The 14,274-nt window shown below is 45.7% G+C and carries 13 protein-coding genes and 1 tRNA gene; 12 read left to right on the top strand and 2 right to left on the bottom strand.

Features of this window, described 5'->3' with window-relative positions:
- Window positions 1–106: 106 nt before the first annotated feature.
- The 7 genes from C161_RS29380 to C161_RS29350 all read left to right on the top strand — a co-directional run bounded on the left by C161_RS29380 (window position 107) and on the right by C161_RS29350 (window position 6,848).
- The gene (locus C161_RS29380; RefSeq protein WP_017691252.1) at window positions 107–1,057 is read left to right on the top strand and encodes an ROK family glucokinase; all 951 of its coding nucleotides are present in this window, start codon (window positions 107–109) and stop codon (window positions 1,055–1,057) included.
- Between the two features lie 51 nt (window positions 1,058–1,108).
- Entirely contained in the window at window positions 1,109–2,008 is a 900-nt protein-coding gene (gene rapZ, locus C161_RS29375) for an RNase adapter RapZ (RefSeq protein ID WP_017691251.1), read from the top strand.
- 13 nt (window positions 2,009–2,021) lie between these two features.
- Window positions 2,022–3,008 carry a gluconeogenesis factor YvcK family protein gene (locus C161_RS29370; protein ID WP_017691250.1) on the top strand — a complete coding sequence of 329 codons (987 nt, stop codon included), beginning with the start codon at window positions 2,022–2,024 and terminating at the stop codon, window positions 3,006–3,008.
- A gap of 6 nt (window positions 3,009–3,014) precedes the next feature.
- On the top strand, window positions 3,015–3,953 hold the full coding sequence (whiA, locus tag C161_RS29365; protein ID WP_036616210.1) for a DNA-binding protein WhiA: 939 nt from the start codon (window positions 3,015–3,017) through the stop codon (window positions 3,951–3,953).
- A gap of 229 nt (window positions 3,954–4,182) precedes the next feature.
- Entirely contained in the window at window positions 4,183–4,452 is a 270-nt protein-coding gene (locus C161_RS29360) for an HPr family phosphocarrier protein (RefSeq protein ID WP_017691248.1), read from the top strand.
- 156 nt (window positions 4,453–4,608) lie between these two features.
- Entirely contained in the window at window positions 4,609–5,361 is a 753-nt protein-coding gene (locus C161_RS29355) for an SIMPL domain-containing protein (protein ID WP_051447418.1), read from the top strand.
- Window positions 5,362–5,750: 389 nt separating this feature from the next.
- Window positions 5,751–6,848, top strand: coding sequence for a stalk domain-containing protein (locus C161_RS29350; RefSeq protein WP_036674743.1), 1,098 nt, complete (start codon window positions 5,751–5,753; stop codon window positions 6,846–6,848).
- A gap of 166 nt (window positions 6,849–7,014) precedes the next feature.
- Here the strand turns inward: C161_RS29350 and clpP are convergent, their stop codons facing one another.
- Together clpP and C161_RS29340 are read right to left on the bottom strand one after the other, a co-directional pair.
- A complete protein-coding gene (gene clpP / locus C161_RS29345) occupies window positions 7,015–7,611 on the bottom strand; it encodes an ATP-dependent Clp endopeptidase proteolytic subunit ClpP (RefSeq protein WP_017691245.1) in 597 nt (198 codons plus the stop codon).
- Between the two features lie 176 nt (window positions 7,612–7,787).
- Window positions 7,788–7,862: transfer RNA gene (locus tag C161_RS29340), tRNA-Arg, on the bottom strand.
- Window positions 7,863–8,288: 426 nt separating this feature from the next.
- On the opposite strand from C161_RS29340, the gene C161_RS29335 reads away from it, so the two are divergent.
- The 5 genes from C161_RS29335 to gpmI all read left to right on the top strand — a co-directional run bounded on the left by C161_RS29335 (window position 8,289) and on the right by gpmI (window position 14,097).
- Window positions 8,289–9,314 carry a sugar-binding transcriptional regulator gene (locus tag C161_RS29335; protein ID WP_036616216.1) on the top strand — a complete coding sequence of 342 codons (1,026 nt, stop codon included), beginning with the start codon at window positions 8,289–8,291 and terminating at the stop codon, window positions 9,312–9,314.
- Between the two features lie 107 nt (window positions 9,315–9,421).
- Window positions 9,422–10,429, top strand: a complete 1,008-nt coding sequence (gap, locus tag C161_RS29330) for a type I glyceraldehyde-3-phosphate dehydrogenase (protein ID WP_017691243.1) — start codon at window positions 9,422–9,424, stop codon at window positions 10,427–10,429.
- A gap of 151 nt (window positions 10,430–10,580) precedes the next feature.
- Window positions 10,581–11,762 carry a phosphoglycerate kinase gene (locus tag C161_RS29325; RefSeq protein WP_036674741.1) on the top strand — a complete coding sequence of 394 codons (1,182 nt, stop codon included), beginning with the start codon at window positions 10,581–10,583 and terminating at the stop codon, window positions 11,760–11,762.
- Window positions 11,763–11,798: 36 nt separating this feature from the next.
- The gene (gene tpiA, locus C161_RS29320; protein ID WP_036616221.1) at window positions 11,799–12,551 is read left to right on the top strand and encodes a triose-phosphate isomerase; all 753 of its coding nucleotides are present in this window, start codon (window positions 11,799–11,801) and stop codon (window positions 12,549–12,551) included.
- Window position 12,552: 1 nt separating this feature from the next.
- Window positions 12,553–14,097: a 2,3-bisphosphoglycerate-independent phosphoglycerate mutase gene (gpmI, locus tag C161_RS29315; RefSeq protein ID WP_036674740.1), complete on the top strand. Its 1,545-nt coding sequence runs from the start codon at window positions 12,553–12,555 to the stop codon at window positions 14,095–14,097.
- Window positions 14,098–14,274: the final 177 nt, after the last annotated feature.

Genomic DNA, 14,274 nt, shown 5'->3' with positions numbered 1-14,274 from the left:
AGCAGGAGGTACTAGAGGTCTTCTCGTCTTGACCCAGGCGTATCCTTCAATTATAGTTGGTACGTAGGACTTAAACTATTTTAGATAGATAAAGGTGGCTTGCAGCATGTCTGAGAAAATCTACGTTGGGGTCGATCTCGGCGGAACAGCAATCAAGGTCGGTATATGCGATGAACAAGGTCAGCTAATGCATACGTATGAAGGACCGACTGAAGTGGATAAGGGCGTAGACACGGTCATCGCCAACATCGAGAAGTATGTCCGACATATCGTAGCCGAATCACCGTACAGTTGGGAACAGCTTGAGGGTGTAGGTGCTGGAGTGGCCGGTTTCACGAATGTACGCGAGGGAATTATCGTTCATGCCCCTAACATCGGATTTCGGAATGTGGCCATTCGTTCGATTCTGGAAGAACGTCTGGGCAAGCCAATCAAAATAGATAACGATGCAAACGTGGCTGCACTGGGTGAAGTCTGGGCAGGTGCGGGTAAAGGCGTAGACAACTGCGTATGTTATACACTCGGTACGGGTGTTGGCGGAGGTTTGATCCTGAATGGTAACATTTATCAGGGTTTCTCCGGTATGGCGGGAGAACTGGGTCATATCAGTGTTGTACCTGATCTGGAAGCCATCAAATGCGGTTGTGGTAAAATGGGATGTGTAGAAACAGTATCGTCTGCAACGGGTATTATCCGTATGGCAAAGGATGCCGTAGAGCGCGGGGATCATACGTCACTGGCACTCGTCGACAAGATTGCAGCCAAAGAAGTATTTGATGCTGCCAAGGCAGGCGATGAAGTGGCACAGCGCATTGTGAATCGTGCGGCCTTTTACCTGGGCAAGTCCATGGCTACTGTAGCAGCTGTCATTAACCCGGAGATGTTCATCATCGGTGGCGGCGTATCCAAAGCGGGCAATTTCTTGTTTGATGAAATCCGTACTGTGTTTGCTAAGCTGACGCCAGAACCGTTGCAAGATGGGGTTCAGATTCTGGAAGCTACACTTGGTAATAATGCAGGTATTGTGGGTGCAGCAGGTCTTCTCTTGCGTTCCTAGTATCCTCGTAACAATATATGAAGACAGCAATATGATAAGGAGGGGACATTTATGCTTGAAGGTGAAGGATCACCAGGCACAGGCGCCACGCTCATTATCATTACGGGCATGTCCGGAGCAGGTAAAACCATTGCAGTACAAAGCCTGGAGGATCTGGGTTTCTTCTGTGTGGATAATCTGCCGCCGGTATTGATTCCAAAATTTGCGGAACTAATTGAACAGTCAAACGGCAAGATTGGTAAGGTTGCATTGGTTATCGATCTGCGCGGGCGTGAATTCTTTACGGCTCTGTCCGAGTCTTTGAACTATATTAAAGATCATTTTACCATTCATTGCGAGATTTTATTCCTGGATGCTACAGATTCTGTACTTGTTCAGCGTTACAAAGAAAGCAGGCGCAGACATCCTCTGGCTCCTGAGGGCATGCCGCTGGATGGCATCCGACTGGAACGCAAGATGTTGGAGGAACTCAAAAACTCTGCGACTCAGGTACTGAATACAAGTACAATGAAGCCTGCTCAACTGAAAGAACGTATCATATCCCGTTTTTCTCATCTCGAGAGCCAAATGCTGTCGGTGAATATTACATCGTTTGGATTCAAGTATGGGATTCCGATTGATGCTGATCTGGTGTTTGATGTACGTTTTTTACCGAATCCACATTATATTGATCATTTGCGACCGAATACGGGACAGAATAGTGATGTGTACGAATATGTTATGAAGTGGCCAGAGACACAGGCGTTTCTGACCAAGCTGCTGGATATGCTGCATTTCCTGATTCCGCAATACCGGAAGGAAGGCAAAAGCCAGGTTATTATTGGAATCGGCTGTACCGGAGGCAAGCATCGTTCGGTAGCAATATCGGAATATTTGGGCAAGATGTTGGGAAGCAGCGAGACAGAAGCTGTTACCGTGAGCCATCGCGACGCTGACCGGGACCGTCATTGAAGAGGGTGAAGGGATGAAAGAGGCCGGACCACGAAGAGAACGTCCGAGAATAGTTGTAATGGGCGGCGGAACCGGATTATCCGTGATGCTGCGCGGTTTGAAAGAGAAGCCGCTGGATATCACGGCCATCGTCACAGTTGCAGATGACGGTGGAAGTTCAGGCATCCTGCGCAATGAGCTACAGATGCCGCCTCCGGGCGACATTCGCAACGTGCTTACGGCACTGGCTGATGTAGAACCATTGCTTTCAGATATGTTGAAGTACCGTTTCAATACAGGCGCGGGGCTTGCAGGCCACAGCTTGGGAAATTTGATTTTGGCTGCAATGACGGATATTTCGGGCGACTTTGTGACCGCAGTGCGGGAGCTTAGCCGCGTGTTTGCCGTTCGAGGTGAGGTATTGCCAGCCGCAGGCCAGGCCGTTGTGTTGCATGCCGAGATGGAAGATGGGACAATTATTACAGGTGAGTCCAAAATCCCTGAGGCGGGTGGACGCATCAAACGTGTTTTCCTTGAACCGGATCACGTGGAGCCGTTGCCAGAGGCAGTAGAGGCCATTCGTCAAGCTGATGCTATTCTGATCGGGCCAGGCAGCCTCTATACAAGCATCCTTCCCAATTTACTCGTACCTAAGCTTGCAGAAGCTGTGGTAGAGGCTGATGCGGTGAAGATGTTTATCTGTAATGTGATGACACAGCCGGGAGAAACAGATAACTATACGGTAAGTGACCACCTTAAGGCGGTACACGAGCATATAGGTCATCAGCTCTTCGACTATGTTATCGTAAATAATGGTGATATTCCGCTGCAAGTGCAAAATAAGTATGCGGAAAAAGGAGCAAAACCGGTTGTACTGGATATGAATGTACTCGAAAGTGCCGGTTATCAGGTGGTTGCAGATACCCTTGTTCTGTTCAAAACCTATCTGCGTCATGATGCTGACAAGTTAAGTCATCACATCTACCAACTGGTACAAAATTGGATGTTACGGAAGAGGTGAAGTCCCATGTCGTTTGCAGCACAGACCAAAAAAGAATTAACCATGATCGAGAGCGAACCGTGCTGCGAAAAGGCGGAACTTTCAGCCCTCATCCGTATGCTTGGTGCAGTGCAGTTATCGAATAAAAAAGTGATCTTGGATATTTCGACGGAGAATGCCGCGATTGCAAGACGGGCATACTCTCTGCTTAAAAAGCATTTTCAAGTGCATACGGAATTACTGGTCCGCAAAAAAATGCGGCTGAAAAAGAACAATGTATATATTGTTCGTATTCCAACCATGGTACAGGAGATTCTCAATAGTCTTCATATTGTATCTGAGGGCTTTCTCTTTACCCCAGGGATCAGTACGGAATTGTTTCAACAAAACTGTTGTAAACGGGCCTATCTTCGCGGTGCATTTCTGGCCGGTGGATCGGTTAATAATCCGGAAGGTTCCTCGTACCATCTGGAGATTGCGTCCATGTATGAAGAGCACTGTCAGGCACTGGTTGACCTGGCCAATGAATTTCATCTGAATGCCCGGTGTATAGAACGGAAAAAAGGATTCATCCTATACATTAAGGAAGGCGAGAAAATCATTGAGCTGCTCAGCATCATTGGTGCTCATCAGGCCTTGTTCAAGTTTGAAGACGTACGGATTATGCGCGACATGCGTAACTCCGTTAATCGGATTGTCAATTGTGAGACCGCCAACCTGAATAAGACCATCGGAGCGGCGGTGAGGCAAATCGATAATATCCGGTTGTTACAAAAGGAAGTTGGTCTGGAATCTTTGCCTGAGAAGCTTCGCGAAGTGGCGGAAGTTCGACTCGCTCATCCGGATATCAACTTGAAGGAAGTTGGCGAGCTCCTTAAAGGTACAGTCAGCAAGTCGGGAGTGAACCATCGGCTTCGTAAAATTGATGAGCTGGCTGAGAAAGTACGCACAGAACGTTATGGTTAAGACGGAGTAGGGTAAAGTAACAAGGTCGGGAAAGTCAGCCGTTAAGGATCTGGGAGACTCACTTAGGTCATTGGATGCGCTGTGCAAAAGATGAAATTAGGGCAAGATAATGTCCTCCAAAGCACCCTGAGTTTTTTCTTCTAGTGTCCTGCACGGGTTAATGGTATAATGTTGTATAAATATAATTGTGTATTTAATGTCCAGATTTCATAATAGGGGGTAAGTTTCCATGACAAAGCACCCGGTAGTTGTCCGTTTGAAAACGGGTCTCCATGCCAGACCTGCGGCACTGTTCGTTCAAGAAGCGAATAAGTACTCGTCTGAAGTGTTCGTCGAGAAGGACGACAAAAAAGTTAATGCAAAAAGTATCATGGGGATCATGAGCCTTGCAATTAGCACAGGTACGGAAATCCAGATTAGTGCAGAAGGCGCGGATGCCGAACAGGCTGTAAACGCTTTAGTTAGTCTGGTAAGCAAGGAAGAGCTCGAAAACCAATAAGATATGATCAATCTAATGAAGAAGTCCCGAAAGGGGCTTTTTTGTGTTTTTCACGTTTATGCTATCGTCAAGTGCAACATTATGGAATTTGTCCCGTCTGTTAAGGTATCAAATCGTTTAAAGTTTGAGATGTTAACACATAAGGAGGCTATCGTGATGGGTAAACAATGGATGAAACCGTTTGGTGCGGTGCTGGTGGCAAGTACGTTGCTTATTGGAGGAACAGCATGGGTTGCACCAGGTAACTATGCTTACGCTGCAGAGGTTCAGGGTGTACAACAGAATGTGATTAATGTTGTGGGTAAAGGTGAGATTCAGGTGAAGCCTGATATCGCTTATCTGTCCATTGGTGTGAACAGTACTGCAGAGACAGCTGCATCTGCTCAAAAAGCGAATGCTGCCAAAGTTCAAAAGGTATCCAACTTGCTGAAGAATACGTGGAAGATCAGTGCAGACGACATTCAAACGAGTCAGTTCTCTGTACAACCCAACTATACGTATAGCGAAAAAGACGGACAACAAATTAAAGGATATACAGCGCATCATACGCTGACAGTCACATATCGTCAGATGGATAAGATTGGCGAGTTGCTCGATGCTGCTTCGGGTGCGGGTGCCAACAATATTGAAAACGTGCGCTTTACTGTAGAAAATCCGGAAAGTTATGAGTCCCAAGTGATTGAAAAAGCTGTTGCCAATGCAGATGTGAAAGCGGGCGCCATTGCAAAAGCAGTTAAACGTCAACTGGGTGCTGTTCTTTCCGTGAGCCAAGGTGATGCCAATGTGCCTGTATTCTATGCAAGCGAGGCGTTGATGTCCAAAGCACAAGATACAGCAGGTGGCACTGAGATTGAAACAGGCCAGGTTAAAGTAAGCACAATCCTGAATATCACGTATGAAATGAAATAAACAAGAGTGAACTAAGGATTGTAAGCTCAAGTAACCTTTATAAGTGTCATTTGAAGGGTACAACGAAATAATGACAAAGACTTTGTCCTGTGGACAGAGTCTTTTTTTGTTGGAAAAGCAAACTTTGATGAAGTTAGATAGGAGGGAACTTTATTCGAAGCAACATGAAATGTTGTATATTGGTATCTTTTTTGTATAGTTGTTCGTGACAAAAAGGTCATATCCCCATATATTTTCCTACTGATATTCATCAACATTGTAACTCGAGCTGTAAACCTTTCCGAAATCGGGTTAATTATAATAGAGAGGTGAGCGTATGAGATATGCGATCAGGTCAGGATTACATACGCAATGATCCCTAATTGTGAATTCGGAGAGGAGTTTTATATATGACATCATGGAAAAAATGGACAAGTGCATTGCTCGCAGCAGGAATTATTGTAGGTAGCGGTTCGGTGTGGCAGGACAGTTCGGTTCAGGCGGCATCGGTATCCTCGAAAGTGACAACCACAGCTGAGGTGACCCTGAAGTCGGGTGGAAAAACACTGACTCAAAAAGGACTTCTTCAAGGTGGTTCAACTTGGGTATCTCTTACGGCAGTTAAAGATGTGGCAGGTGGAACGCTGAAATATGATGCGAAAACCAAAGAGTACGCTTTGACAGCAGCCAATAACACAATGACGATCAGCCTATTGGATGGCGAGCCGAGTGTTCGAATTAACAACTATTATCCTCAAGTGGACGCAAAGCTGATCAACGGCAGATTATATATCCCATTCTCGGCAATGAGAGATTATCTGGGTGTACAGGGGAATTGGGATAGCAAAACCAAAACGTTGACACTCAGCAAGGTGAAACAAAATAACGTTAAAATTAAAGCGGCAACAGTTAATGTCACTGTGAAAAATGCTGAAGTAGATGTTCAATATCCACAGGTGAGTGGACTTGCCAGCAAAGAAGCTGAAGCGGCGATCAATAAAGTGCTGAAAGACGAAGTGGATGCGTATGTAGCTGACTTCAAGAAACAGACATCTGAATTCGGCGGTGCAACAGCCAACCGTCCATATGCATTTGAGAGCTCCTATGTAGTGACGTACAACGAAAAAGGCGTGCTGGGACTCATTACACAACGATATGAGGATTATGCTGGCGCTCATGGCATGACATACCGTACGGGACACACCTTTGCACTGGACACAGGCAAGGAGCTTACGTTAGATGATGTGCTGCAAAATAACAAAACGATGCGCGAGACGTTGAGTAAAAAAGTGGGTGAGCAACTGAAAGGCCGCGGTGGATACCTCGACGGATACAAAGGGCTGAATAAAGATCAAGATTTCTATGTGACACCAACGGGTGTAGTTGTGTTCTTCCAGTTGTATGAGTATACGGCGTACGCAGAAGGATTCCCTGAAATGCCATTTACGTATAAAGAGCTTCTCCCTAAAGGCACAGAACCTTTCAGTAATGTATCTGGAACCAAATAAAGAATCATTATTGTGCACTCTTAAGTTTTCTTCCTTATAAAATGAAAAAAGAAGCCCCCATCATGATTATGATGAGGGCTTCTTCTCGTATAGACAACACAATTATATGTTGCTGATTACGTAGGTGTTGATTATGTTAACGCATAGACCGTGGTCTACGTCACACTTAGATGCCTTGTGATCCTACGTTTTCGATGACTTTATCAATGATACCGTAATCGGCGGCTTCAGCAGCACTCATGAAGTAGTCACGATCTGTATCTTTCTCAATCCGCTCTAGCGGTTGACCTGAACGCTCAGAGATGATGCGGTTCAAGGTATCACGCATTTTCAGGATGCGACGAGCACGGATTTCGATGTCAGAAGCCTGACCTTGTGCACCACCAAGTGGTTGGTGAATCATAATTTCACTGTTTGGTAATGCAAAACGTTTACCTTTTGCACCGGCATTCAACAAGAATGCACCCATGGAAGCCGCCATACCTACACAGATGGTAGATACATCCGGTTTGATGAATTGCATTGTATCGTAAATCGCCATACCGGCTGTAATCGATCCGCCTGGGCTGTTGATGTATAAGTGAATGTCTTTCTCCGGATCTTCCGCAGCCAGGAACAACATCTGTGCCATAATGGCATTAGCCACTACGTCATTAACATCGCTACCAAGGAAAATAATACGATCCTTCAGCAATCTGGAGTAGATGTCGTAGGCGCGCTCACCCCGGTTGCTCTGTTCAACGACCATTGGAATAAAACTCACGTGAAAAACCTCCTTGGAATGTAAATGTTATTGGTGTTTATACTTAAACTGTTACCGTATTACCCACATAATAAACAATTCCAAACAAAAAGTCAAAGAAAGTCAAACTAACTTGCAAAAAAAAGAAACCTTTCCGGTTTCATTGGTTAAATGGGTTATGAGCTGTTAAATAAAAATGGCGCGCCCGCCAAGAATCGAACTTGGATCTCAGGCTTCGGAGGCCTACGTCATATCCATTGGACCACGGGCGCACATTATGTGACAGCAATAATGATTATAGCTCATGAAATATTTAATTGCAAGCAGTTCGTTGTGGTATTGGTTTGGATTAACCTAAAAATGATCATGATGAAGAAGAGTGGATAAAGAGTGCATTTAAGTAAATGCTATTAGAGGTTTTGGACATGCCGTATGAAATGTGATTCTGAGCGATATGTAGATTGAATTCATTTGTTTCTTCTATATATGGTATGCGTGAGCTAGTCCTAGATCATGGAAGTCTAAGATTGTGAAAATAGGCGCGTACAAACGCTGCATGCGTGTCGAAATAACACGTTGAAACACTTGCATGTCACGTCAGTTTTAGGTAGAATAGACGTGGGACTTAAAAAGTTAACCCGGGACGTTTTAGGGCCACGAAAGAGAGCTTAGAACGAGAACTTGCGGGAGTGGAAAGCATGCGAACGATTTTAGAAGTACAAAAGCAGCTTCTGCCTGATCTCATGGATATCTTGAAAAAGAGGTATACGATTCTGCAACAGATCATGTTATCGGATGTGATCGGACGGAGAACGTTAGCTAATTCCATGCAGATGACCGAGCGGGTTCTGAGGGCTGAGACCGATCTGTTAAAGGCTCAGGGACTTATTGAAATTGACAGTGCAGGAATGAAGATCAGCGAGGCAGGGTATGATTTGCTGCAGCAGTTAGAGCCCGTAGCCAAAGAGCTGTTCGGATTATCCGAGCTGGAAGAGCGCATCAAGCAAGCCTACGGTCTGCAAAAGGTAGTTGTGGTTCCTGGCGATTCGGACGTTTCTCCATTTGCCAAAAGGGAACTGGGCAGAGCCGGAGCGAAGGCTCTCGGCAATATCATGAGTGACAACGACGTTGTCGCCGTTACTGGTGGTTCAACAACGGCCGAAGTCGCAGAACAACTAAATCCGCCAACATCGCTCAAAGGTGTCTGGTTCGTACCGGCACGCGGTGGACTTGGAGAAAGCCTTGAAATTCAGGCTAATACGATCGCATCCACAATGGCAAAACGGGTAGGGGCGCAATACAAACTCCTGCATGTACCGGATTTGCTCAGTGATCATGCCTATGAATCATTAATCCAGGACCCTAGTGTTCAGGAGATTCTGCAGCTGATCAGGCAATCACGGATTGTTATTCATGGAATTGGTGATGCCGTAGAGATGGCCAAAAGACGCAAACTTGCGACGGAGATTATAGATGAACTTCAGGAGCAAGGGGCCGTATCTGAATCTTTCGGTTATTACTTTAATGATCAGGGTAAGGTGGTACATACCATGCTTACACTGGGTATGCGACTTCAGGATATTGAACGAACCGATGTTGTGATTGGAATTGCAGGTGGCAAAAGCAAAGCTGCTGCTATACATTCCGTGTTACGATTTGGTCAGGAAGATATTCTGATTATTGATGAGGCTGCTGCCGAAGTCATCGTTGCTGAAATGGAATAAGGTTTTACTTTGCATCACAACTATTGTTGTCTTGACGGACTTCACCGTCTGTCTTGAATATATAAGTTTCATAAAAAAATTAATCAAAACTTGGGAGGAACTTACTCATGATTAAAGTAGGTATTAACGGTTTTGGACGTATTGGACGCTTGGCATTCCGCCGTATTCAAAATGTAGCAGGCATCGAGGTAGTAGCAATCAACGACTTGACTGACGCTAAAATGCTCGCTCATTTGCTCAAATATGATACAACTCAAGGTCGCTTCGATGGCGATGTTGAAGTACACGATGGCTTCTTCAAAGTGAACGGCAAAGAAGTTAAAGTATTGGCTAACCGTAACCCGGAAGAACTTCCTTGGGGCGACCTGGGCGTAGATATCGTTCTGGAATGTACCGGTTTCTTCACAACTAAAGAAGCAGCTGAGAAACACTTGAAAGGTGGAGCTAAGAAAGTTGTTATCTCCGCACCAGCTACTGGCGACATGAAAACCATCGTTTACAACGTAAACCATGAAATCCTCGACGGTACTGAAACTGTAATCTCCGGCGCATCTTGCACAACAAACTGCCTGGCACCTATGGCAAAAACACTGCAAGACAAATTCGGAATCGTTCAAGGTTTGATGACTACAATTCACGCTTACACTGGCGACCAAAACACGTTGGATGCTCCACACCCTAAAGGTGACTTCCGTCGTGCTCGCGCAGCAGCTGAAAACATCATCCCTAACACAACTGGTGCTGCTAAAGCAATCGGTCTGGTAATCCCAGAACTGCAAGGCATCCTTGATGGTGCAGCTCAACGTGTACCAGTAGCTACTGGTTCCCTGACTGAGCTCGTAACTGTTCTGAACAAAAAAGTAACTGCTGAAGAAGTTAACGCAGCTATGCAAGAAGCTTCCGATCCAGAAACTTTCGGATACACAGAAGACGAAATCGTATCTTCCGATATCCAAGGAATCACTTTCGGTTCCCTGTTTGATGCAACTCAAACTAAAGTTCTGACTGTTGGCGACCAACAATTGGTTAAAACTGTAGCTTGGTATGACAATGAAATGTCCTACACTGCACAATTGGTTCGCACTTTGGAGCACTTTGCAAAAATGATTAAGTAATATCTGTAATAACATAGAGCGGAAACAGATGCTATATTGTTTCCGCTCTTTATATATCTACATTTTGCAAATTTCTCAAAAACACCAGGATTGACGAGGGATTTTAGCTCTTGATTGGTCCACCAAATACATGGGTGCGGAGGAAATACAGATGAACAAAAAAAGTGTACGCGATATCGAATTGACAGGAAAACGGGCTTTTGTCCGTGTAGATTTCAATGTGCCGCTCGAAGATGGTAAAATTACAGATGACAAACGTATTCGTGCAACGCTTCCTACAATCAACTTCTTGATTGAAAAAGGCGCTAAAGTCATTTTGGCAAGCCACATGGGTCGTCCTAACGGCGAAGTGGTTGAATCCTTGCGTTTGACTCCAGCAGCTGAGCGTTTGTCTGAATTGCTTGGTAAAACAGTTGTTAAAGCTGACGATTCTGTTGGTGACGCTGTTAAAGCTCAAATCGCTGAACTGAACAACGGTGACGTATTGTTGCTTGAAAACGTTCGTTTCCACGCAGGCGAAGAGAAAAACGATCCGGAACTGGCAAAACAATTTGCTGAACTGGCTGACGTTTTCGTTAATGATGCGTTTGGCGCGGCTCACAGAGCACATGCTTCGACTGAAGGAATCGCTCACTTGCTTCCAGCAGTGTCCGGTTTGTTGATGGAGAAAGAACTTGAAGTGTTGGGTAAAGCAATCTCCAACCCTGAGCGTCCTTTCACAGCTATCATTGGTGGATCCAAAGTTAAGGACAAAATCGATGTAATCGACAACCTGCTGAACATTGCAGACAACGTAATCATTGGTGGCGGTCTGACTTACACGTTCTTCAAAGCACAAGGACATGAAATTGGACAATCCTTGCTGGATGATTCCAAACTTGATGTTGCTCTCGGTTTCATCGAAAAAGCGAAAAAACTGGGCAAAAACTTCTACCTGCCGGTAGATATCGTAGTGTCTGACGATTTCAGTGCGAAAGCAAACACACAAATCGTTGACATCGACGGCATCCCAGCAGATTGGGAAGGCATCGACATCGGTCCTAAAACACGTGAGATCTATGCTGACGTAATCAAAAACTCCAAATTGGTTGTGTGGAACGGACCAATGGGCGTATTTGAAATCGAGCCATTCTCCCACGGTACTCGTGCAGTAGCGGAAGCTTGCGCTGAGACAGAAGCTTACACTGTAATTGGTGGCGGTGACTCCGCAGCAGCAGCTGAGAAGTTCAAATTGGCTGACAAAATGAACCACATCTCTACAGGTGGCGGTGCATCGCTCGAGTTCATGGAAGGTAAAGTACTTCCAGGCGTAGTGGCATTGAACGACAAGTAAGTTTTAGTAGTCTATAGCATGAAGGAGTTGAAACCCATGAGAACACCGATTATCGCAGGTAACTGGAAAATGTTCAAAACGGTTTCCGAATCCAATGACTTCATTCAGGAAGTTAAAGGAAAAGCGGAAGTTGAAGGCGTGGAGACTGTAATCTGCGCACCGTTTACAAATCTGCCATCCCTGGTAGAAGCTGTTAAAGGCACAAACATCAAAATTGGTGCACAAAATCTTCATTTTGAAGATAACGGTGCATTCACAGGTGAAATCAGCGGCGTGATGCTGAAAGACCTGGGTGTGGATTATGTCATTATTGGTCACTCGGAGCGCCGTCAATATTTTGCGGAAACCGATGAGACTGTCAATAAAAAGTTGCATGCAGCATTCCGTCACGGATTGACTCCAATCTTCTGCCTTGGTGAGACGCTTGAAGAGCGTGAAGCGAACCAAACAAAAGACGTATGCAAAGTGCAAACAGTAGCTGCTTTTGCAGGTCTGTCTGCAGAGCAAGCGGCACAAGTTGTTATCGCTTATGAGCCAATCTGGGCGATTGGTACAGGCAAATCCTCCACTTCCCAAGATGCGAATGAAGTTATTGCTTACATCCGTACGCTGGTGAAGGATCTGTACAACGAGACGGTTGCGAATGCAGTTCGTATTCAATACGGCGGCAGTGTTAAACCAGAGAACGTAACAGAATACCTCGGACAAAGCGACATCGACGGCGCACTTGTTGGCGGTGCCAGCTTGCAGCCGGCTTCGTTCATCGCGCTTGTTGAGGGGGCGAAGTAAGATGACAGCTCCAAAACCTGTAGCACTGATCATCATGGATGGCTTTGGTCTGCGTAACACGGTGGAAGGTAATGCGGTAGCGCAAGCCAAGAAACCGAACTACGACCGTTTCATGAGCCAATTCCCACATACAACACTCACTGCTTGCGGTGAAGCTGTAGGTTTGCCAGAAGGGCAAATGGGAAATTCCGAGGTAGGTCACCTGAACATTGGTGCCGGCCGGATCGTATACCAGGATTTGACCCGTATCTCCAAATCCATTCGTGACGGCGAGTTCTACGACAATGAAACACTTGTCAAAGCCGTTCGCGAAGCGAAACAAAGCGGCAAAAAACTTCATCTCTACGGCTTGTTGTCTGATGGCGGCGTACATAGTCACATCGACCACCTGTTTGCTATGCTGGATCTGGCCAAAAAAGAAGGAATGAATGATGTATATATTCATGCTTTCATGGATGGCCGTGATGTTATGCCAGACAGTGGTAAAGACTTCATGCAGAAACTGATCGCCAAGATTGAAGAAGTCGGTGTAGGTAAAATCGCTACGGTTCAAGGTCGCTATTACGCGATGGACCGTGACAAACGTTGGGAACGGGTTGAGAAATCATACCGTGCCATCGTTTATGGAGATGGACCAAAATACACTGACCCACTCAAAGCGGTTGAAGAATCGTATGAGAAATCCGTATTTGATGAATTCGTTGAACCAACGGTTATCGTCAAAGCGGATGGTGAGCCGGTAGGTTTGGTTGAGAGCGGCGATTCCGTTATCTTCCTCAACTTCCGTCCTGACCGTGCGATCCAGTTGTCGCAAGTATTCACAAACCAGGATTTCCGCGGTTTCGAGCGTGGTCCGAAGTTCCCTGTGGGCTTGCACTTTGTATGCTTGACTTTGTTCAGCGAGACGGTTGAAGGTTATGTGGCTTATTCGCCGAAGAACCTCGACAACACCCTGGGTGAAGTTCTGGTACAGAACAATAAAAAACAACTGCGTATTGCAGAAACTGAGAAATACCCGCACGTTACCTTCTTCTTCAGCGGCGGTCGTGATGTGGAGCTTCCGGGCGAAACTCGTGTACTGATCAACTCACCAAAAGTTGCAACGTATGATCTGCAACCAGAGATGAGCGCTTATGAAGTAGCTGACGCATGTGTTCGCGAGATCGAAGCAGACAAACATGACGCCATCATTCTGAACTTTGCTAACCCTGATATGGTTGGACACTCCGGCATGCTGGAGCCTACCATCAAAGCGGTTGAAGTAACAGATGAGTGCATGGGCCGTGTTGTGGATGCAGTACTTGCCAAAGGCGGCGTTGTACTGATCACGGCGGATCATGGTAACGCGGATATGGTGTTCGATGAGAAAGGACGTCCGTTCACAGCTCATACTACGAACCCGGTTCCATTCATCGTTACGGATGCCAATGTAACCTTGCGTGAAGGCGGAATCCTGGCGGATATCGCGCCAACGATCCTTGACCTGATGCAATTGCCTAAACCGGCTGAGATGACAGGTACATCCGTCATCGCTACTCGTAAATAAGATACGCAACAACATATATAATTGGACGGTTTGGCGTTTGCACATTGAACGAAGGCAGCAGAAATAGTCTGAAGAAGCGAAGCGTTCGCTTTTCTCACATGATTTCAACTTATGAAAATAAGTTCAAAGAAATCAGGGGATAACAGCGATTGGAAGACGATTCTGCTGATGTAGTAA

The sequence above is a fragment of the Paenibacillus sp. FSL R5-192 genome (genome assembly GCF_000517845.1).
GTDB classification, from domain to species: Bacteria; Bacillota; Bacilli; order Paenibacillales; family Paenibacillaceae; genus Paenibacillus; species Paenibacillus amylolyticus.
Note: the sequence above shows the minus strand (reverse complement) of the source record. Positions and strands in the feature narration are given on the sequence as shown.

Bases quoted from the DNA above. Each gene is read 5' to 3' on its own strand.
- C161_RS29380 (WP_017691252.1), top strand. From the start codon at position 107: ATGTCTGAGAAAATCTACGTTGGGGTCGATCTCGGCGGAACAGCAATC.
- rapZ (WP_017691251.1), top strand. From the start codon at position 1,109: ATGCTTGAAGGTGAAGGATCACCAGGCACAGGCGCCACGCTCATTATC.
- C161_RS29370 (WP_017691250.1), top strand. From the start codon at position 2,022: ATGAAAGAGGCCGGACCACGAAGAGAACGTCCGAGAATAGTTGTAATG.
- whiA (WP_036616210.1), top strand. From the start codon at position 3,015: ATGTCGTTTGCAGCACAGACCAAAAAAGAATTAACCATGATCGAGAGC.
- C161_RS29360 (WP_017691248.1), top strand. From the start codon at position 4,183: ATGACAAAGCACCCGGTAGTTGTCCGTTTGAAAACGGGTCTCCATGCC.
- C161_RS29355 (WP_051447418.1), top strand. From the start codon at position 4,609: ATGGGTAAACAATGGATGAAACCGTTTGGTGCGGTGCTGGTGGCAAGT.
- C161_RS29350 (WP_036674743.1), top strand. From the start codon at position 5,751: ATGACATCATGGAAAAAATGGACAAGTGCATTGCTCGCAGCAGGAATT.
- C161_RS29335 (WP_036616216.1), top strand. From the start codon at position 8,289: ATGCGAACGATTTTAGAAGTACAAAAGCAGCTTCTGCCTGATCTCATG.
- gap (WP_017691243.1), top strand. From the start codon at position 9,422: ATGATTAAAGTAGGTATTAACGGTTTTGGACGTATTGGACGCTTGGCA.
- C161_RS29325 (WP_036674741.1), top strand. From the start codon at position 10,581: ATGAACAAAAAAAGTGTACGCGATATCGAATTGACAGGAAAACGGGCT.
- tpiA (WP_036616221.1), top strand. From the start codon at position 11,799: ATGAGAACACCGATTATCGCAGGTAACTGGAAAATGTTCAAAACGGTT.
- gpmI (WP_036674740.1), top strand. From the start codon at position 12,553: ATGACAGCTCCAAAACCTGTAGCACTGATCATCATGGATGGCTTTGGT.